The organism is Caballeronia pedi (genome assembly GCF_001544915.2).
Classification (GTDB): Bacteria; Pseudomonadota; Gammaproteobacteria; order Burkholderiales; family Burkholderiaceae; genus Caballeronia; species Caballeronia pedi.
This window is the reverse complement of the sequence record NZ_FCOE02000007.1, coordinates 20,049-39,425: the sequence shown is the minus strand read 5'-3', so window position 1 is coordinate 39,425 and position 19,377 is coordinate 20,049. Positions and strand designations below refer to the sequence as shown.

The window sequence follows — 19,377 nt, the reverse complement described above, 5'->3', positions numbered from 1 at the left end:
TACGGCGATTTTCAGAACCCAGTAAACTGTCGGACGCTTCGGCCCGCGTGCCGGCGAGACTTGCGCCGCGCGGCCCGCCGGGCCTCGTTCTGGAAGGATTCCGCGCGCCGTCGGCGTTTGTGTATTTTTTGCGCAACGTCCGAGTCGGCTGAAACGCCGCGCGCTTCGTCCGGCTACGCCACTGTTCACACGCTAATCGTTTATTTCATGCTATTGATCGCCTGGCTGTCTTTCTTGATCTGGATCGTGCTGCTGCTGGCGCGCGGCGGCTTCTGGCGCGCGGAGCCCGCCCCAGCGCTTTCCGATACCACGATCCACGCTGTCGGCAGTGCGGAGATCGCGCGGCGCGGCGCGTGGCCTGCGCTCGTGGCTGTCGTGCCGGCGCGCAACGAGGCGGATGTGATCGGACGCGCCGTCGGTTCGCTGCTGAAGCAGGACTACGCGGGCGCGTTCCATGTGATCGTCGTCGACGACCACAGCACCGATGGCACCGCCAGCGTCGCGCTTGCCGCCGCCCGCGATCTCGGGCTCGAAGACCGTTTGACCGTGCTGACCGCGCAGCCGCTGCCGCCGGGCTGGTCGGGCAAGGTGTGGGCGCAGTCGCAAGGCATCGGCGCGATCGATTCGCTCGGCCTGCCCGCCGAATTCCTGCTGCTGACCGATGCGGACATCTACCATCCCGCCGATGCCGCGACGCAACTCGTCGCGCGCACGATTCTCGAAGACCGCGATCTGGTGTCGCTGATGGTGCGTCTGCGCTGCGATTCGCTCTGGGAAAAGGCGCTGATTCCCGCGTTCGTGTTTTTCTTCGCGAAGCTCTATCCCTTCGCGTGGGTCAACGACGTGAAGAAGCCGACCGCCGGCGCGGCGGGCGGCTGCATGCTGGTGCGCCGCTCGGCGCTCGTGGAGGCGGGCGGCATCGAATCGATCCGCCAGGAACTGATCGACGATTGCAGTCTCGCGGCGCGCATCAAGCATCGCGCGGGCCGCAACGGCGCGCGTCCGATTCGTCTCGATCTCGCCGAACGCAGCGAATCCCTGCGTCCCTACGATAGCTGGCGCGATGTCTGGAACATGATCGCGCGCACGGCTTTCACGCAATTACGCTATTCACCGTTGCTGCTCGCTGGCACGGTGCTCGGCATGGTGCTGATCTATCTCGTGCCGCCGGTCTTCGCGTTGGCGTTCGGCGCGCGCGCCTGGCCCGCTTGCGCCGCGTGGGCGTTCATGTGCATCGCCTATGGGCCGATGCTGCGCTACTACCGCAGATCGTTGTTGTGGGCGCCGCTTCTGCCGTTCGTCGCGTTGTTCTACGTCAGCGCGACGATCGGTTCGGCGGTGCGTTACTGGAGCGGGAAGGGCGGGCAGTGGAAGGCGCGGGTTCAGGCGCCGACGCAGGAAGGTTCGTAAGTCGCGAAGTGCGCTTACTTCTTCGTCAACATGGCGTACAACTCGATCACCATGTTCGGCGAGAACGAAAACGGCACCCACCCGTGCCCGCTGTGACGCAGGATCAGCAGCCGGTCGCCATTCGGATACTTCTGCGTCGCCATGACCGGGTCCTTGGTCGCCGCGAAGCGCCACCCCGGCGCGATCCCCGCCGGCTGCTCCGGCGACATCGACGCGCGCACGTTCGACAATTCCTCGATCAGTTCCGACACCCCTTCCGGACTCAGCTTCACCGTCTTGCCCGCGATGGTCATTTCGATCGCATCGCGCTCCGGACGCGACACGACGAGCGTCGGCGGCTCGTTGAGGCCCGGCGGTTCGGCGGGCGCGGCGGAATCGTCCGGCTCACGCGCGCCGCCCAATGCGGGCGGTTCGTCAGGCGACGGCTGATTCGACGCAACAACGGTTTCGTTCGATTCGACAGATGATCGGTCAGATGCGGCCGCGGTCTGGAGGAGCGTATCGAGGCTCGACTCCAGCGCGCCGAGCTGGTCTTGTAGATTCATGCGAGTGTGTCTGTGTCTGGCAACTGGGCGGCGAGGCAACGATTCTACCCGCTCGAATTTGGCGAGGTCGGCACAGGTTGTAACCAATTGCACCGAGCGTGCGGATTACACGACAGTTTTTCGTCCGTTCCAAAAAAACAAAACCGGCATCTCCGAAGAGATGCCGGTTCGCAGGGCGCGCATCACGCGCCCGTCCAACCTTACTTCGCGCGCACTTCCGAGAGCGCGGCGTTGAGCGTCTTGCTCGGACGCATCACCGCTTCGAGCTTCGCTTCGTCCGGCTTGTAGTAGCCGCCGATATCCGCCGCATTGCCCTGCACGGCGGCGAGTTCGTCGACGATCTTCTGCTCGTTCGCAGCGAGCGTCTTCGCGAGCGGCGCGAACAGCGCGGCGAGTTCGCGATCTTCCGTCTGCGACGCGAGTTCCTGCGCCCAGTACATCGCGAGATAGAACTGGCTGCCGCGATTGTCGAGCTGACCGGTCTTCGGCGACGGGCTCTTGTTGTTGTCGAGCAGCTTGCCGGTGGCCGAATCCAGCGCCTTCGCGACGAGCTTCGCACGCGCGTTGTCGTTCTTGATGCCGAGTTCTTCCAGCGACACCGCCAGCGCGAGGAATTCGCCGAGCGAATCCCAGCGCAGATGGTTTTCCTGCACGAGCTGCTGCACGTGCTTCGGCGCCGAGCCGCCCGCGCCCGTCTCGTACAGGCCGCCGCCCGCCATCAGCGGAACGATCGACAGCATCTTCGCGCTCGTGCCGAGTTCCATGATCGGGAACAGGTCGGTCAGGTAGTCGCGCAGGATGTTGCCGGTGGCCGAGATCGTGTCCATGCCGCGAATCACGCGCTCCAGCGTGTAACGCATCGCACGCACCTGCGACATGATCTGGATGTCCAGGCCACGGGTGTCGTAGTCCTTCAGGTAGGTCTCGACCTTCTTGATCAATTCGGCTTCGTGCGGACGATACGGGTCGAGCCAGAACACCGCCGGCGTGCCCGAGTTCTTCACGCGCGTGACGGCGAGCTTCACCCAGTCGCGGATCGGCGCATCCTTCACGAGGCACATGCGCCAGATGTCGCCCTTCTCGACTTCCTGCGTCAGCCCTTCGATGACTTCGTTGGTCGCGTTATCGACGATGCGCGCCGTGCCGTCTTCCGCGATCTCGAAGGTCTTGTCGTGCGAGCCGTACTCTTCGGCCTTCTGCGCCATCAGGCCGACGTTCGGCACCGTGCCCATGGTCTTGGGGTCGAACGCGCCGTTGGTCTTGCAGAAGTTGATGATTTCCTGATAGATGCGCGCGAACGTGCTTTCCGGAATCAGGCACTTGGTGTCTTGCGGACGGCCGTCGGCGCCCCACATCTTGCCGCCGGCGCGGATCATCGCGGGCATGGAGGCATCGACGATCACGTCGTTCGGCGCGTGCAGGTTCGAGATGCCCTTGGCCGAATCGACCATCGCCATCGCCGGGCGGTGCTCGTGGCATGCGTGCATGTCGCGGATGACTTCGTCGCGTTGCGATTCCGGCAGCGTCTCGATCTTCGTGTACAGATCGACGAGGCCGTTGTTCACGTTGATGCCGAGTTCCTCGAAGAGCTTCGCGTGCTTGGCGAACGCGTCCTTGTAGAACACCTTCACCGCGTGACCGAAGACGATCGGGTGCGAGACCTTCATCATGGTCGCCTTCACGTGCAGCGACAGCATGACGCCGGTCTTGCGCGCATCTTCCATCTGCTCTTCGTAGAACTCGACCAGCGCCTTCTTGCTCATGAACATGCTGTCGACGATCTCGCCATCCTGCAGCTTGACCTTCGGCTTCAGCACGATGGTCTCGCCGCGCTTCGTGACGAGTTCCATGCGCACTTCGCGTGCTTTATCGTTCGTGACGGACTTTTCGCCGTGATAGAAGTCGCCGTGTTTCATGTGCGCGACGTGCGTGCGCGAGGCCATGCTCCACTCGCCCATGCTGTGCGGATGCTTCTTCGCGTAGTTCTTGACGGCGAGCGGCGCGCGGCGGTCCGAGTTGCCTTCGCGCAGAACTGGGTTCACGGCCGAGCCGAGGCACTTGCCGTAGCGCGCGCGAATGGCCTGCTCTTCGTCGTTCTTCGGCTCTTCGGGATAGTCGGGCAGCTTGTAGCCCTTCGACTGCAGTTCCTTGATCGCGCTCGTCAGCTGATGCAGCGACGCGCTGATGTTCGGCAGCTTGATGATGTTGGTGTCGTCGAGCTGCGTGAGGCGGCCGAGCTCGGCGAGGTTGTCGGGGACCTTTTGCGCGTCGGTCAGGAATTCGGGGAATTCGCCCAGGATGCGCGCGGCAACCGAGATGTCGCTCGTCGTGACATTGACGCCCGCCGGCGCGGTGAAGGTACGGATGATCGGCAGAAAGGCGCTGGTCGCGAGCAGCGGAGCTTCGTCGGTCAGGGTGTAGATGATGGTGGGTTGCTGATTACTCATCGCTTGTCTCGACATCCGAAAACAGGTTGGAAAAAACCGCCGGCCTCAATCGCCCTTCCGGCAACAAACCGCTATTCTGCCTGATTTTGCGGTTCGCGCGTGTGAATTTCGCGGCGCGCGAACGGACAAAACTGGCGTTTTCCGTGATAGATCAATGACTTAACTTTTTTCAAGTCTTATACAAGAGTTGGCGATTTGCACGCCGTTACGCCTGCCGGAACGTTTCACGAAATGATTTCGCGCTTCATGCAGCGAGATAGCCATTCGCCCGAAACCAGTCGAGCGCATCCTTCAGTCCTTGCGCGTACGGCCGCGCGCTGTAGCCGAGTTCCCGCTGCGCCTTTGCCGACGTGAAGTACATCTTGTTCTTCGACATCCGCAACGCGTCGCGCGTGACCATCGGCTCCTTGCCGGTCAGTTTGGCGACGAGTTCCGCGCCGAGCGCCACCGGATAGAGCGGCCCGCGCGGCAGCCTGATGGTCGGCGGCTTGCGGCCGACGAATCCGGCGATATCCGCGAGCATCTGCTGCAAGGGCAGGTTTTCCCCGCCGAGGATATACCGTTCGCCGATTTTCCCGCGTTCCAGCGCCAGAAAGTGCCCGTTGGCGACATCGTCGACGTGCACGAGATTGAGGCCCGTATCGACGAACGCGGGAATCTTGCCCGTCGCCGCTTCGACGATGATGCGCCCGGTCGGCGTCGGGCGCACGTCGCGCGGGCCGATCGGCGTCGACGGATTGACGATCACCGCCGGCAGCGCGTTCTGCGCGACCATGCGCTCGACGGCGCGCTCGGCCAGCACCTTGCTGCGCTTGTACGCGCCGATCGTGCTCGCCGCGTCCGAGGGCTTGGTCTCATCGACGATCGCGCCGGAACTCGTCACCTTCAAGGTCGCGACACTGCTCGTATAGACGATGCGTTCGACGCCTTCAGCCAGCGCCGCGCGCATGGTCGCTTCGGTGCCGTCGAGATTGGCGCGCTCGATCTCGCTCGGGTCGGGCGCCCAGATGCGGTAATCGGCGGCGACGTGAAACAGAAAGCGCACGCCCTTGAGCGCCGCGCGCATCGAGGCCTCGTCGCGCATGTCGCCGACGACGATTTCCGCATTCAGCGATTCGACGTTCTTGCGTGGGCTGGTCTTGCGCACGAGCACGCGCACGTCGAAACCGCGTTCGATGGCGAGCCGCGCAACCGCGGACCCGACGAATCCCGAGGCGCCCGTGACGAGCACGCGAGAGCCAGAAAAATCAGTCATTCTTACCTCGTTGAAAACACTGGCACGGCGGTCTTTCGTAACAACTGCCGCGCGGGAAAGCATGCGCCGATCGGCCGCGAAGCCCGATGTGACAAGGACTTGCGGCTCATGCTAAGGTCCGTGCCTGCTGCCGGCGCGGGGCCCGCGCAAAACATGAACATAACCGGTCAACGATGCCTCAAGACACTCGAAACCTGACTGCCTGGATCTACCTTGCCATCGCGATCACGCTTGCCGTCGTGTTCTGCATCGATGTGCTCACGCCGATGCGCGTCGCGATCTGGGTCTTCTACGTGCTGCCGGTCGTGCTCTGCGTGTGGGTCGACCGGCCCGCGGTGCCGATCGTCACGGCGGGCGCGTCGGCCCTGCTGATGATCGCAGGATACGCATTTGCGGCGGTGGACCCGACCGCCAGCCGCGAAGTGCTGCAGATCAACCGCGCGATGGGCATCGTCGTGCTGCTCGTGCTCGCGGCGGTGGCGCATCTATATATCAAATCGCGGCTCGCCGTACAACGCACGACCTGGCTGCAGCAGGGCATCATGCAGCTCGCCGTCAAATTGCGTGGCGAGCAGTCTCCGGCTTCGATCGGCGTGAGCATCCTGCGTTCGATCATTCCCTACGTGAACGCGAAAGTCGGCGTCGTCTACGCGCTCGACGGCGATGCGCTCGTGCGCGTCGCGGCGTGGGCGCTGCCCGACGAAGACAGCGCGCCGCGCCGGATCGCGCGCGGCGAGGGGCTCGTCGGTCAGGCCGTCGCCGATGAGCGCGTGCTCGAACTGCGCGACGCTTCGTCGCATTATCTGAAAACCGGTTCCGCGCTCGGCTCGGCGGCGGCGTCGCGCGTGGTGATCGCGCCGCTTTTCGCCGATGGCGAAGTCGCGGGCGCGATCGAAGTCGGTTTCGTCGGCGGCGAAGGACGTTTCGACGATGCCCGCGCGTTGCTCGAAATGGCGTCGGAGCCGGTGGGCATGGCGCTGCGTTCGGCGCGCTATCGCGCGCGCATGGTCGAATTGCTCGAGGAAACGCAGCGCCAGAGCGAGGAATTGCAGGTGCAGCAGGAAGAACTGCGCGTGTCGAACGAGGAACTGGAGGAGCGGGGCCGCGCGTTGCAGGATTCGCAGGCGCGTCTCGAACAGCAGCAGGCCGAACTCGAACAGACCAATGTCCAGCTCGAAGAGCACACGCAGCATCTCGAACGCCAGAAGGCCGAGCTTTTGCAGGCGCAACAGGAACTGACCGCGAACGCGCTGGAAATGGAACGCGCGAGCCAGTACAAGTCCGAGTTCCTCGCGAACATGTCGCACGAACTGCGCACGCCGCTCAATAGCTCGCTGATTCTCGCCAAGCTCCTGCAGGACAACAAGCAAGGCAACCTGACCGACGAACAGGTGCGTTACGCAGCAACGATTCATTCGTCGAACAGCGATCTGCTTTCGCTCATCAACGACATTCTCGATCTCTCGAAGGTCGAGGCGGGACAGATGGACGTGCAGTTCGCGCCCACTTCCGTCGATTCGATTCTGCAGACGCTGCAGCAATCCTTCGCGCCCGTCGCCGGGAGCAAGGGGGTCGAATTCGTCACCGGGCATGGCGAGAACGTGCCGCAGTACTTCGTCACCGATAGCCAGCGGCTCTTGCAGGTGTTGCGCAATCTGCTGTCGAACGCGTTCAAGTTCACCGAGCGCGGGCGCGTGACGGTCGCGGTCGAACGCGCGAGCGAAAGCGCGCTGCGCTTCGAGGTGCGCGACACGGGCATCGGCATCGCGCGCGAAAAGCAGGACATGATCTTCCAGGCGTTCCAGCAGGCCGACGGCACGACGAGCCGTAAATACGGCGGCAGCGGTCTGGGGCTGTCGATTTCACGCGAGTTCTCGCGCCTGCTCGGCGGCTCGGTATCGGTGTCGAGCGAACTGGGGCAGGGCAGCGTGTTTTCGGTGACGCTGCCGATCGCCGCGCGCGAAGGCACCGTCACCGCGAAGCTCGACACGATCGTCGCGCCGAGCGAACCCGCGCCCGCGACGATGCAGCCCGTGCAGCCGTTGCCGGTGCAGGCGCCCGTCGCGATGCCCGAGCCGATCGCCATCGTCGACGACCGCGCCGACCGCAAGCGCCCGGATCGCGTGATCCTCGTCATCGAGGACGATCAGACCTTCGTACGCATTCTCTACGATCTCGCGCACGAGCTCGACTTCGACTGCGTGCACGCAGCCACCGCCACGCAGGGCGTCGAACTCGCGCGCTCGCTGCAGCCGAACGGCATCCTGCTCGACATCGGCTTGCCGGATCAGTCGGGTCTCACGGTGCTCGAATGGCTCAAGCACGATCCGCTCACGCGCCACATTCCGATTCACATCGTCTCCGCGACCGATCACGCCGATGTCGCGCTCCATCTCGGTGCGATCGGCTATACGCTCAAGCCGAGCGCGCGCGAGGAACTCGCCCACGCGATCCGCAAGCTCGAAGCGCGTTCGGCGCAGGGCATGCGCCGCGTGCTCGTCGTCGAGGACGATCCGGCGCTGCGTCAGAGCATTCACGCGCTGCTCGCGAGCGAGACGGTCGGCATCGTGGAGGCGGGATCGATCGCCGAGGCCGTCGAGGAAATGCAGCGCGCGCCGTTCGATTGCGTCGTGATGGATCTCGCGCTGCCCGACGGCTCCGGCTACGACCTGCTCGAACGCGTGTCGACGGGCAGCGGGCAGGCTTCGCCGCCGGTCATCGTCTATACGGGGCGATTGTTGTCGCAGGAAGAGGAGCAGCGCCTGCGCCGCTACTCGAAATCGATCATCATCAAGGGAGCGAAGTCGCCGGAGCGCCTGCTCGACGAAGTGACGCTGTTCCTGCATAGCGTCGAGAGCGCGTTGCCGCCGGAGCAGCAGCGCATGCTGCGCGCGGCGCGTCAGCGCGACGACGTGTTCGAAGGCCGCACGATCCTGCTCGCCGAAGACGACGTGCGCAATATCTTCGCGCTTTCGCGCGTGATCGAGCCGCTCGGCGCGACGCTCGAAATCGCGCGCAACGGGCGGGAGGCGCTCGAAGCGCTCGCGCGCCGCGGCGATATCGACCTCGTGCTGATGGACGTGATGATGCCCGAGATGGACGGCCTCACCGCGATGAGCGAAATCCGCAAGCGCACGGAATTTGCGCGTTTGCCGATCATCGCGCTGACGGCGAAGGCGATGCCGAGCGATCGCCAGAAATGTCTCGAAGCGGGTGCGGACGATTACATATCCAAGCCCATCGACGTGGATAAGCTCGTGTCGCTGTGCCGCGTATGGCTGCGCCAGCGATGAACGGAACCCTCTCTCAGATGAATGACGTCCGCCACGACGAAGAAGCGACGTTCGATATCGAACTGAAGCTGATTCTGGAAGCGATCTACCTGCGCTATCAGCACGACTTCCGGCACTATTCCGTGAGTTCGCTGAGGCGCAGGCTCGCGCAGGCCGTGCAGGACTTCAGCGTGCCGACGCTTTCGCACTTGCAGGAGCGCATCCTGCGCGACCCGGCGCTGTTCGCGCGGCTCTTTCAGTACCTCACCGTGCAGGTGAGCGAGATGTTTCGCGACCCGCAGTATTTCCGCGCGATCCGCGAACAGGTGGTGCCGATTCTGCAGACGTATCCGTCGATCAAGGTGTGGGTCGCGGGATGCAGCAGCGGCGAGGAATTGTGGTCGCTCGCGGTGCTGTTCGCGGAAGAGAAGATCGCGGAGCGCACGGTGTTCTACGCGACCGACATCAACGCCGAAGCGTTGCGGCTGGCCGAGAGCGGCATCTATCCGCTGGAGCGCATGGCGGGCTTCAGCCAGAACTATCTGGCGGCGGGCGGCAAGCGCTCGCTGTCGGACTACTATCACGCGGCCTACGGCGCGGCGAAGTTCTCGCAGACGCTCAAGTCGCGCGTGGTGTTCGCGGATCACAGTCTCGCGACGGACAGCGTGTTCCTCGAAGCGCATCTGGTGTCGTGCCGCAACGTGCTGATCTATTTCGATCGCGCGCTGCAGGATCGCGCGCTCGGCCTGTTCAGCGATTCGCTCGTGCGGCGCGGCTTTCTCGGCCTCGGCAGCAAGGAGAGCCTGCGCTTTTCCACCTGCGCCGACCGTTTCGCGGACTTCAATCCGCGCGAGCGGCTCTATCAGAAGGTGTGACGATGTTCGACGCGGACCGCATCGGGGCAATCGTGATCGGCGCATCGGCGGGCGGCGTCGAGGCGCTCAATCAGTTGCTGCCCGCGTTGCCGAAGACCTTCGCGCCGCCGGTGCTGGTCGTCGTGCATGTGCGGCAAGGGCAGCCGAGCCTGCTGCCGGGTTTGTTCGCGGCGCGCTGCGAGCTCGTCATCGAGGAGCCGTTCGACAAGGACGAGATCGCGCCGGGCACCGTGTATTTCGCGCCGCCGGGCTATCACATGCTGGTCGAATCGGAAGACGGCGCGGCGCCGGCGATCGCGCTGTCTGTCGATCCACCTGTGCGCTTCTCGCGGCCATCGGTGGACGTGCTGTTCGAATCGGCGGCGCATGCCTACGGCGCGCGGCTGCTCGGCATCGTGCTGTCGGGCGCGAACGACGACGGCGCGCGCGGCGCACGCGCGATCCGCGATGCGGGCGGTGCGTGCTGGGCGCAGGACCCGGCGACGGCCCCCGCGCCCGCGATGCCGCTCGCCGCCATCGCGCAAGGCGCAGTGAACGAAGTACTGACGCTCGACGACATGGCGATGCGGCTATCGCGATGCATCGGGCGTCAGCCATGACAAGAAGGCAAGGAGTCACCAGATGACGCAACCCATCCACGTGCTGATCGTCGACGACATCCGCAACAACATCACCGCGCTCGAAGCGTCGCTCGCGCGGCCGGATCTGTCGGTGCTGAAGGCCGAATCGGGGCCGGCCGCGCTCGAGCTGCTGCTCAAGCACGAAGTCGCGCTGGCGATTCTCGACGTCAACATGCCCGGCATGGACGGGTTCGAACTCGCCGAACTCATGCGCGGCAGCCCGCGCACCGCGCACGTGCCGATCATCTTTCTCACGGCGACCGCGCAGGACGCGAGCCGCACCTTCCGCGGCTACGAAGCGGGCGCGGTGGATTTCCTCTACAAGCCGTTCGATTCGCGCATCCTGAACTCGAAGGTCGATGTGTTCATTCAGATGGAGCGTCAGAAGCAGCAGCTCGCGACGCAGCTTGCGACCGTGCAGCAACTGCTCGATGCGAACGAGATGCTGATGGCCGTGCTCGGCCACGATCTGCGCACGCCGCTGTCGGCGGTGATCGCGTCGGCGGAATATCTCGCGCGCTTCGTGCCGGACGAGAACGTCGCGAATATCGGCACGCGCATCAAGTCGAGCGGCATGCGCATGGTGCGGATGGTCGATCAGTTGCTGAACCTCGCGCGTCTGCGCGGCGGGCGCGTGACCTTGCAGCCGCGCGCGGTGGAGTTGATGACGCTCGCGAAGAATATCGTCGATGAATACGAGGCGCGCGTCGGCAAAGGGCGCATTTTCGTGCTGCGTCAGGGCGACACGCTTTTGCAGGGCGACGGCGATCTGCTTTCGCAGGTGTTCTCGAATCTCATCGGCAATGCGTTGCAGCACGGGCTCGAAGGCTCGGCGATCCAGGTGCGGCTCGACGGCAACGCGGACGATGTGACCATCACGGTGCAGAATGCCGGCGAGATTCCCGCCGACGTCCTGCCGACGATCTTCGCGCCGTATCGCTCCGGCCGACGCCAGCACGAATCGAGCGGGCTCGGGCTCGGGCTTTACATCACGCGCGAGATTGCGCAGATGCACGGCGGCGACGTCGCCGTGCGCTCGACGGCCGAGTCCGGCACGGTGTTCGAAGTCACGCTGCCGCGCGTGCCGCATCCGCGCTCGGGCGAGCGCGCCGACATGGCGCAGCCGTTTCGCCTGAGCTGACGAGCGTGTCTACAATGCGGCGTATCAACTTCTGAGAGGAGAAAGCGCGATGCCAGGCCCGGATCTGGATACGAGAATCGAAACCTATTACGTGCGCGTGCGCGGCGTCGTGCAGGGCGTCGGCTTCCGGCACTACACGGTCAGAAAGGCGCACGCGCTCGGCGTGCGCGGCTGGGTCGCCAATCTCGACGACGGCTCCGTGGAAGCGATCGTGCAAGGCGCGGCCAATCAGGTCGATCTGATGCTCGAATGGCTGCGACGCGGGCCGCCGCATGCCCGCGTCACCGACTTCCACAGCGAAGAGCGCCACGTCGAGAAGCGTTATGAGCGCTTCGAGCAGCACTAAGTCACTTCGCCACCAGCAGACTCTCCGCAAACTGCCATTCCTCGTCGCGCCACTGATGCGTGCATTCGAAGCCCGCATCGGCGGCGATCGGCGCGACTTCATCGGCCGCATACTTGTGGCTGCTTTCCGTCCAGATCGTCTCGCCTTCGCGGAACTCGACGCGCAGATCCGCGCCGCGCACGCGCACGGAAAGCGCGCGCTTCGCACGCAAATGCATTTCGATGCTGCGCGCATCGGGATTGAAGCGCGCGACGTGCTCGAAGGCATCGAGCGGAAAGTCGCCGCCGAGTTCGCGATTGATCCGCGCGAGCATGTTCAGATTGAACGCGGCCGTGACGCCGATCGGATCGTCATACGCGGCGATCAGGACCGGCAGCGGCTTGATGAGATCGGTGCCGAGCAATAGCGCATCGCCGGGCTGGAGCATGCCGCGGATCGAGCGCAGGAAGCGGGTGGCCGCGAGCCGCGCGAAATTGCCGATGGTGCTGCCGAGAAACAGCACGAGCAGCCTTTCGCCTTCCTTGCGCTTCGCGCTGACTTCCGACAATCCCGCGAGGTAATCGCGCTCGTGTCCGACGATCGAGACGCGCTCGATATCGCTCAGCTCCCGCCGGCACAACTGCAGCGCGGTGCGAGAAATTTCAATCGGATGGTAAGCCGTGGGCTGCTTTTTACACAGCGCTTCGAGAATGCGGCGGGTCTTGCGGCCGCTGCCGCTGCCGAGTTCGGCAACCTGAATCTCGCCCGGCATGGCCGCGACGATATCGGCGGCGTGGTCCTTCAGCACGCGCTCTTCCGCGCGCGTGACGCCGTATTCGGGCAGCGCGGTGATCACTTCGAAGAGGGCGGAGCCGACTTCGTCATACAGATACATCGAGGGCAATTCTTTTTGCGGACGCTTGCTGAGTCCTGTGTACACGGCCTCCGCGAAGGCGTTGGCAAAGCGAGGCGACAAGGCGGGTTGAGTCATGACGTCTCCATCGAAGCGGCGTTTTCTTCGCGTGCGATCTTCGAAGGCGATCGCACGGCGCGTGTTGCTGCGGATGCAATGACGTGAGCGGCGGGTTCGTACGCAATGCCGCTCGGGACTGTGGGAAACGGACCGGAGCCATGGGCCGGACCGCCAAGGGTCGCCGATCATCGTGACCGGCTAAAGACAGTCGCGTGAGACGGCGCTGATGGCGCCAGGTTCACGCGGCGAAGTTCATGCCGAAATGCGAAGCCTTTGTCTAGCAAGAAGCGGGCGCGCCCGCCGGTTCGTGTTTGAAGCAGGTTTTGAAAAAGGCCGGCACGCTGCGTTTAGAATGCGACGTCCCGTTTCATTCGGCTTGCATCCACCTTCCGCGCAGCGCGCCACTCTCGATGAATCAGCATGACCTCGCGCGCGGCATCGCGCTGTCCGTCGGCGCTTCGGCGCTTTTCGCGCTCATGTCGGGCTATACGAAATGGCTCGCGCCACTCGACGGGCTCGACATCTTCGCGTGGCGCATCGTGTGGACGTTGCCCGGCGCGCTTGCGCTCGTCGCGGTGCGAAAGCGCTGGCCGCAATTATGCGCCCTCGTTTCGAGGCTCGCCAAAACGCCGCATCTGCTGCTGGCGTTCGCCGCCGCCGCCGCGTTGCTTGGCGTGCAACTGTGGATTTTTCTCTGGGCGCCGCTGCACGGGCGCGCGCTCGAAGTATCGCTCGGCTATTTCCTTTTGCCCCTCGCGATGGTGCTGCTCGGACGTTTCCATTACGGTGAGCGGCTCGATGCTTTTCAGTGGGCGGGCGTCGTCGCGGCGGCTGTCGGTGTCGCGCACGAACTCGTCGTCACACATGCGTTCGCGTGGCCGACGCTCGTCGTCATGCTGGGCTATCCGCCGTATTTCGTGTTGCGCCGCAAGCTCAATGCGGATCCGCTCGTGTCGTTCGCGGTGGAGATCATGTTGATCGCGCCCGTCGCCGTGATCATGCTGATCGTGCGCGGCTCGTTCGCGGATGTCTCCGGCTCGCCGCATCTCGGCTTGCTGCTGCTTCCCGGCCTCGGCGCGTTGAGCACGATCGCGCTGGCGTCGTATCTGCGCGCGAGCCGTCATCTGCCGATTGCGCTTTTCGGCATACTCGGCTATGTCGAGCCGGTGCTGCTCGTCGGCGTGGCCGTGCTGTTGCTCGGCGAGCCATTTTCGATGCGGCAACTCGGCACGTATGTGCCGATCTGGATCGCCGTCGTGTTGACGGGCGTGCATAGCGCGCGTCTTTTGATGCGCGAGCGCTCGCGCAACAAAGCATTGCCGATGAGCGAGCATCACGCGAGTGTCGAGCATGAAACCGTCGCGGAGGAAATCGAGCGCGTCGACTGATCAGCGCGCGCTGCGCGTTTCGATGGCGTCGTGCAGATCGCGCATCAGGCCGAGCCCGAACATCAGCTCGACGAGAATGAAGAGCGGTCCGATCAAGAGTCCGACGATATCGTCGACGAAGGCGGGCTTGCGATGCTCATAGCGCACGTGACCGATGAACTGAAAGACCCAGCCGGTCACGAACATGCCGAGGCCGGTCGCGAGCCATATCGATGTGCTTTGCGACGCGACCCATTGCCCGAACGCCGCGCTCGACGCGGACACGATGCCCATGGCGATGCCGAGCGGTACATCGAGCCAGAGATAGTAGAGCGTGGCCAGTGCGAACAGCACCCATGCTGGGGTGAGCAGGAACGCACCCGACAACACGGGCCATGCGGGACGGCTCAGCAACGCCGCGATCGCGAGCACGATAAGCGGAATGCCGACGAAGTGCGTGGCGATATTGCGCCTGTCGCGATGATAAGCGGCGTATTGCGACAACTGATCGGTCAGCGTGCGCATGTCGGACGTCTCCTTCGTGTTCTTCTGTTTCACGAATGATAAGCCGCGTGGCGACATCGGCAAGTAGAGCATTTCCTTTAGTTCAAAGGAAAAAGGCGAGCCCAAAGGCTCGCCCGAACTTAACGCACCGGTTTTATCGATATGCAATGCCCAGTGCGCGATGCGATGTGGCCGGCCTCCCTTACTTCTTCGCCGCGTCCACCTTCGCATCGGCGGCCGTCTTGTTAGCGTCGCTTTGCGCCTCGACTTTTTCCTTATCGGCCTTTGCTTGCGCCACGTTGGCATCCTTCGCTGCGTCCTGCTTCTTCTTGTTGGCCTTCGTCTGTGCAGCGTGTTTCTTCTTGTCGGCTTTCGCCTGTGCCTTGGCGGCATCACCGCGAGCGTCGGAAGCCTGTTCCGGCGTGGTCGCCTGCGCTACCTTCGCGGCTTCCTTGTTGGCGTCGGCTTGCGCCGATGCCTTGTCCTCGTTCGCCGATGTCTGTGCCTTGGTGGCATCGTGCTGCGCTTCGGCCTTCTTCTTGTTGGCGGTCGCCTGAGCCTCGGCTTTTTCGTTGTTTGCCTTCAGTTGCGCTTTGCCGGCATCGGTTGCGGCGGTTTGCGCGAATACGGTGGAAACGAGCATGGCGGATGCGAGAGCAGCGACGATCTTCTTCATGGTTTGAAACTCCCTTGATCTCTTCTTTGAGGACACGTGGCGCGCAGTGCGCCGCGTTGACGATGAAAACGCCGGGTCCCTCGATGTAGTTGACAGTCTTCTGGTGACAAACAGTAACCAGTGGCGAGCAAATGAAACGGCGTACGGTAAAAGCGGCTGGTTTCATATCTCCTGGCGAAGGGCTTTACCGCGATAGAACGAAAACCTGTTACCGTTGCTCGAATTCAATTCGATTTGTAACGTCGTCTTGAAACTTCGGCATCCGAATCTATATGCCCGCGTATTTGTAATCGTTGAAATGAGCGGTTACCAACTGCTGCAGTTATTTCTTAGCTGTCTGCTTAAGATGACTTCCATGAACCCGGCCAAACGGGAAATGGAGAAGCTCATGAAACGCGCAGCACTTGTCTTGTTGATGATCGGTAGTTTGACGGTGGCGGGCCAGGCGTCGGCGCATGGACATGGCGGCGGTCATCGTGGTGGCGGCGATGGCGGTGCGATCGTCGGAGCGCTGATCGGCGGCGCGGTGCTCGGCGCGCTGGTGACATCCGTGGCGAGCGCTCAGCCGACCTATGCGCAGCCCGTCTATCAACAACCCGCGTACGCACAGCCGGTGTATCAGCAACCCGCGCAGCCGCCCGGCTACTGCTATGACAACTATCGCGGCGCCTATGTGCCCTGCTATTGATCGCGCAGGCGTCGAAGACGCGGCACGTCGCTTGCGCTGATGTGTACACGGTCGCTGCGTTGAATGCGCCGCGACCGATACGCAAACTTCTGGAGACTTGCAATGAACGCGACTACGAAGACGCTGGTGATTTCCGCGCTCGTGCTGGGCTTGTCGGGCGGTGCCTATGCGCAAGCAGGCGGCTCGATGGGCGGGGGCGGCAATGGCTCGTCGGGCTCCGGCTCGGCGGCGGCGGGCAAGGGCGGCGGCGTCGGCATGAGCGGCACGGGCGTGGGCGGCTCGTCGGATGGCGCGACTGGCACGGGCGCGAAGAGCGGCATGGGCAACGATGCCACCAACGGCATGAGCCAGGATCAAAACACGATTCAACGCAGCGCGCCGAACAACGGCAATATGAATTCTGGCGGTACGCCGTCGAAGGGCAGCGGAGCGCAGAAGGCATATTGAATCGGCGTCAACGCTGCGCGAAGTGAAGATTGACAGTTACTGACCGCTCGCCGATGCGGCATCGACGGATGCTGCCGGCTCGAAGGTCTTGGCGCGCAAGCTGACTTTTTCGGCGTAGGCGCGCGAGCCGCCGTAGCTCTTCAGCGCGGCGTCGAGATCGCCCTGAGCGGATTTCATATAGCCGTGCAGGATGGCCGATCCGGTTTCGATGTTGTCTTCCGGATCGGTCAGATCCACGTTGCGCACGAGCCGCTTGTGCGCCGACGGCACCACCTGCATCAACCCCGTGGCATTGTTCGGCCCTTTGGCCGTTTCCTTGAAGCGCGATTCGATCGAGATGATGGCGAGCAGCAGCGCCGGAGGAAGCGAATATTTCGACGCCGACGACATGACCGCCGCTGCGATCGTCTGCGCCTTTTCGCGCGCCACGCCGAATTTGCGCGTGAGAACTTCCGAAATCTTGTGACTCGCCTGCTGCACCTTCGGGTCTTGCTCGGCGGCGGACTGTGCCGCGACATCGCTAGCGGCGAGCGGATTTTCCTGCGCGAGCGCGCTATGTGAAGCGCTCAGCGTGACGGAAAGGGCGGCAAAGAGGGCGAGGAAACGGCGCATCGGTTGGACGGATCAAAGCGGAATCGCATTATAGCCGCAGAAAAAATCCTTGTGGATCATGGACTTGTCTTAAATCTGATGTTTCGTTTCGAAAATCGGAACGATTTACGTGCGCTCCGCGCGTTTTGCCGAGGGTGCGGAAATTCCTTCGCCTGCTTTTTCCGAGAGCCGCAGGAACATCGGCAGCGAGGCCAGAACGACGAGCGCCGTGACGATGAAACCACACGCAAGTTGCCAGCGCTCGGTGTGCGCGCTGCCGGAAACGAGCATCGTCGCCTGGATCGTGCCCGCCGCGACCGTCACGCCGACCGCCTTCATCAGTTGCTGCGCGGTGCCCTGAAACGAGGTGGCGGCGGCCAGACGCGGCTTGGGCACATCGGCGAAGGCGAGCGCGCCCATCGTCGCGAAACTGAGCGAGCGGCCGAGTCCGCCGAGCAGCAGGAGCACGAAGATCGCGGCGGCGGGCCAGGCCTGCGACATCGTCGAGCAGACGAGCAGGACAGCCGCGAACACCACGCTGCCCGCGCATAAGACCGTGCGTACCGAGAAGCGGCGCAGCGCGAGCGCAGTCATCGGGCGCATGCAGAACGAGCCGAGCGCGCTCGCGAAGGTGACGAGGCCACTCGCGGTCGCGCTGTAGCCGAAACCGGTTTGTAGCGTGAGCGGCACGAGAAAGGGCAGCGCGCCCGCGCCGGCGCGAAACAGGCTGCCCGCGACGGTCGCGGCGTGGAACGTGGGAATCGTCAGCAGCGAGAAGTCGATGGCCGGATTCGGCACGCGCCGGCAATGCAGCACGGTCACGCGAAAGAGCAGCAGGCCGACCGCGACGCAGATCCACGGCACGCCCGCTGGCAGCACGCCGCGTCCCGCGCTTTCGATGCCGATCATGAACAGACTGAGCGATGCGCCCGACAGCAGCATCCCCTGCAGATCGGGCGGCGTGCGATCCTCGATCGGCGATGGCGGCAGCAGCTTCCACGTGAGCAACAGGCCCACGATGCCCACCGGCACGTTGACCCAGAAGATGCTGCGCCACGAGAGCGCGTCGGTGAGAAAGCCGCCGAGCGGCGGACCGAGCAGTGGACCGACGAGCGCGGGCATCGTGAGCCAGGTCGTCGCCTGCAGGAGTTCTTCGCGCTTGACGCCGCGAAACAGGATCAGGCGGCCGACGGGCACCATCATCGCGCCGCCGAGACCTTGCACGACGCGCGCCGCCAGCAATTGCGGCAGGTTCAACGCGGCGGCGCACGCGACGGACGCGAGCGTGAAGGTGGCGATCGCCCACATGAACACGCGGCGCGCGCCGAAGCGGTCGGCTACCCAGCCGCTCGCGGGAATGAACACGGTCAGTGCGACGAGATACGCCGTGATCGCGCTGGACAGATGAACCGGATCGACCCGAAGATCGCGGGCCATCGTCGGTATGGCGGTCGCGACGATCGTGCCATCCATGTTCTGCATGAAGAGCGCGCTGGCTATGACGGCGGCGGTGATCCGGAAGTTGCCGCCTTTCACGATGCCGCGCTCGCTCGGGTGCTGAAGGCTTGCTGCAAGGCGTGCTGAAATGGGGATGGTTGCATGGCGCACAGTCTAGCGCGATACAACGCGTACGCGCTCAGGCACGCGTGAGCGCGACGCTTGCCGCCATCTCCATGAAATAGTCCAGCCCGCGCGTGACGCGCTGCGCGTCCTTCGCTTCGTCGTCCCAGCGTCGCAACGCGATGGCGTCCTGCGCGTAGGGATTCGCGAGAAAGGCTCGGGCGGCTTCATCGTCGAACATGCCGCCTTGCAGGCGCAGGCTGCGCACCGAATCCGCCGATAGCCGCGCGTGATACGTCGGATCGATCGCGCACAGGCAGCGCTTCGCATCGACATGCAGGCGAATCGGTTCGAGCACGGCGGAGGAAAATAGCGGGCGCAGGAACGGCAGCGCGAAGTACTGATGCAGATCGTCGACGCCGCGTTCGGTCGGCGTCTCGCCCTGCAGGTTCAGCAAATGCCCGAGGTCGTGCAGCAACGCGGCGACGATGAGCTCGCGGCTCGCGCCCGCCTCTTCGGCGAGCGTCGCGCTTTGCAGCGCATGCTGCAACTGCGTCACCGGCTCGCCGCTATAGGCGATCGCGCCGTGTTGATTGAAGAGACGCCGGATGTCGTCGAGGGAAAGGGCCATCGTAAGGAAAGAGTCGAGCAGGTATGCTGGAAACGTGAAAACGCGCGATT

The 19,377-nt window shown here is 64.0% G+C and carries 18 protein-coding genes; 9 read left to right on the top strand and 9 right to left on the bottom strand.

Translation table 11 applies throughout. The annotated features are described in order from the left end of the window. Nucleotides 1-207 precede the first annotated feature (207 nt). A complete protein-coding gene (locus tag AWB80_RS12700) occupies nucleotides 208-1,410 on the top strand; it encodes a glycosyltransferase (protein ID WP_061175022.1) in 1,203 nt (400 codons plus the stop codon). A gap of 14 nt (nucleotides 1,411-1,424) precedes the next feature. Here the strand turns inward: AWB80_RS12700 and AWB80_RS12695 are convergent, their stop codons facing one another. From AWB80_RS12695 to hpnA, 3 genes are all read right to left on the bottom strand, one after another. Beyond that, nucleotides 1,425-1,955: a hypothetical protein gene (locus AWB80_RS12695; protein ID WP_061175021.1), complete on the bottom strand. Its 531-nt coding sequence runs from the start codon at nucleotides 1,953-1,955 to the stop codon at nucleotides 1,425-1,427. A gap of 200 nt (nucleotides 1,956-2,155) precedes the next feature. After that, on the bottom strand, nucleotides 2,156-4,402 hold the full coding sequence (locus tag AWB80_RS12690) for an NADP-dependent isocitrate dehydrogenase (protein WP_061175020.1): 2,247 nt from the start codon (nucleotides 4,400-4,402) through the stop codon (nucleotides 2,156-2,158). A gap of 244 nt (nucleotides 4,403-4,646) precedes the next feature. Continuing rightward, nucleotides 4,647-5,657: a hopanoid-associated sugar epimerase gene (hpnA, locus tag AWB80_RS12685; protein ID WP_061175019.1), complete on the bottom strand. Its 1,011-nt coding sequence runs from the start codon at nucleotides 5,655-5,657 to the stop codon at nucleotides 4,647-4,649. A 173-nt stretch (nucleotides 5,658-5,830) separates the two neighbouring features. Here hpnA and AWB80_RS12680 point away from each other — a divergent pair, with 173 nt between their 5' ends. Genes AWB80_RS12680 through AWB80_RS12660 form a run of 5 tightly spaced genes read left to right on the top strand, consistent with a single transcriptional unit; the run spans nucleotide 5,831 to nucleotide 11,911 of the window. Next, on the top strand, nucleotides 5,831-8,950 hold the full coding sequence (locus AWB80_RS12680; RefSeq protein ID WP_061175018.1) for a hybrid sensor histidine kinase/response regulator: 3,120 nt from the start codon (nucleotides 5,831-5,833) through the stop codon (nucleotides 8,948-8,950). A gap of 17 nt (nucleotides 8,951-8,967) precedes the next feature. After that, nucleotides 8,968-9,804, top strand: a complete 837-nt coding sequence (locus tag AWB80_RS12675) for a CheR family methyltransferase (protein ID WP_061175244.1) — start codon at nucleotides 8,968-8,970, stop codon at nucleotides 9,802-9,804. A gap of 2 nt (nucleotides 9,805-9,806) precedes the next feature. Beyond that, on the top strand, nucleotides 9,807-10,403 hold the full coding sequence (locus tag AWB80_RS12670; protein WP_061175017.1) for a chemotaxis protein CheB: 597 nt from the start codon (nucleotides 9,807-9,809) through the stop codon (nucleotides 10,401-10,403). A 22-nt stretch (nucleotides 10,404-10,425) separates the two neighbouring features. Beyond that, a complete protein-coding gene (locus AWB80_RS12665; protein ID WP_061175016.1) occupies nucleotides 10,426-11,565 on the top strand; it encodes a hybrid sensor histidine kinase/response regulator in 1,140 nt (379 codons plus the stop codon). Nucleotides 11,566-11,614: 49 nt separating this feature from the next. Continuing rightward, a complete protein-coding gene (locus tag AWB80_RS12660) occupies nucleotides 11,615-11,911 on the top strand; it encodes an acylphosphatase (protein ID WP_061175015.1) in 297 nt (98 codons plus the stop codon). Between the two features lies 1 nt (nucleotide 11,912). Here the strand turns inward: AWB80_RS12660 and egtD are convergent, their stop codons facing one another. Next, complete coding sequence (gene egtD / locus AWB80_RS12655) at nucleotides 11,913-12,881, bottom strand: L-histidine N(alpha)-methyltransferase (RefSeq protein ID WP_061175014.1); 969 nt, start codon at nucleotides 12,879-12,881, stop codon at nucleotides 11,913-11,915. A gap of 392 nt (nucleotides 12,882-13,273) precedes the next feature. Between egtD and rarD the strand changes: the two genes are divergently transcribed. Then, nucleotides 13,274-14,251, top strand: coding sequence for an EamA family transporter RarD (gene rarD, locus AWB80_RS12650; protein WP_061175013.1), 978 nt, complete (start codon nucleotides 13,274-13,276; stop codon nucleotides 14,249-14,251). Here rarD and AWB80_RS12645 read toward each other — a convergent pair whose 3' ends face one another. Next, on the bottom strand, nucleotides 14,252-14,755 hold the full coding sequence (locus tag AWB80_RS12645; protein ID WP_061175243.1) for an Mpo1 family 2-hydroxy fatty acid dioxygenase: 504 nt from the start codon (nucleotides 14,753-14,755) through the stop codon (nucleotides 14,252-14,254). Between the two features lie 181 nt (nucleotides 14,756-14,936). Further along, nucleotides 14,937-15,410 (bottom strand): hypothetical protein, encoded by a 474-nt coding sequence (locus tag AWB80_RS12640; protein ID WP_061175012.1) that lies wholly within the window; start codon nucleotides 15,408-15,410, stop codon nucleotides 14,937-14,939. Nucleotides 15,411-15,798: 388 nt separating this feature from the next. Between AWB80_RS12640 and AWB80_RS12635 the strand changes: the two genes are divergently transcribed. Next, a complete protein-coding gene (locus tag AWB80_RS12635; RefSeq protein ID WP_061175242.1) occupies nucleotides 15,799-16,098 on the top strand; it encodes a hypothetical protein in 300 nt (99 codons plus the stop codon). A gap of 102 nt (nucleotides 16,099-16,200) precedes the next feature. Continuing rightward, nucleotides 16,201-16,545 carry a hypothetical protein gene (locus tag AWB80_RS12630; protein ID WP_061175011.1) on the top strand — a complete coding sequence of 115 codons (345 nt, stop codon included), beginning with the start codon at nucleotides 16,201-16,203 and terminating at the stop codon, nucleotides 16,543-16,545. Between the two features lie 36 nt (nucleotides 16,546-16,581). On the opposite strand, the gene AWB80_RS12625 is transcribed toward AWB80_RS12630, so the two are convergent. The 3 genes from AWB80_RS12625 to AWB80_RS12615 all read right to left on the bottom strand — a co-directional run bounded on the left by AWB80_RS12625 (nucleotide 16,582) and on the right by AWB80_RS12615 (nucleotide 19,327). Continuing rightward, nucleotides 16,582-17,157 (bottom strand): lytic transglycosylase domain-containing protein, encoded by a 576-nt coding sequence (locus tag AWB80_RS12625; RefSeq protein ID WP_061175010.1) that lies wholly within the window; start codon nucleotides 17,155-17,157, stop codon nucleotides 16,582-16,584. A 105-nt stretch (nucleotides 17,158-17,262) separates the two neighbouring features. Continuing rightward, nucleotides 17,263-18,672: an MFS transporter gene (locus AWB80_RS12620; protein WP_061175009.1), complete on the bottom strand. Its 1,410-nt coding sequence runs from the start codon at nucleotides 18,670-18,672 to the stop codon at nucleotides 17,263-17,265. Between the two features lie 100 nt (nucleotides 18,673-18,772). Continuing rightward, nucleotides 18,773-19,327, bottom strand: a complete 555-nt coding sequence (locus AWB80_RS12615; protein WP_061175008.1) for a phosphonate degradation HD-domain oxygenase — start codon at nucleotides 19,325-19,327, stop codon at nucleotides 18,773-18,775. Nucleotides 19,328-19,377 lie beyond the last annotated feature (50 nt).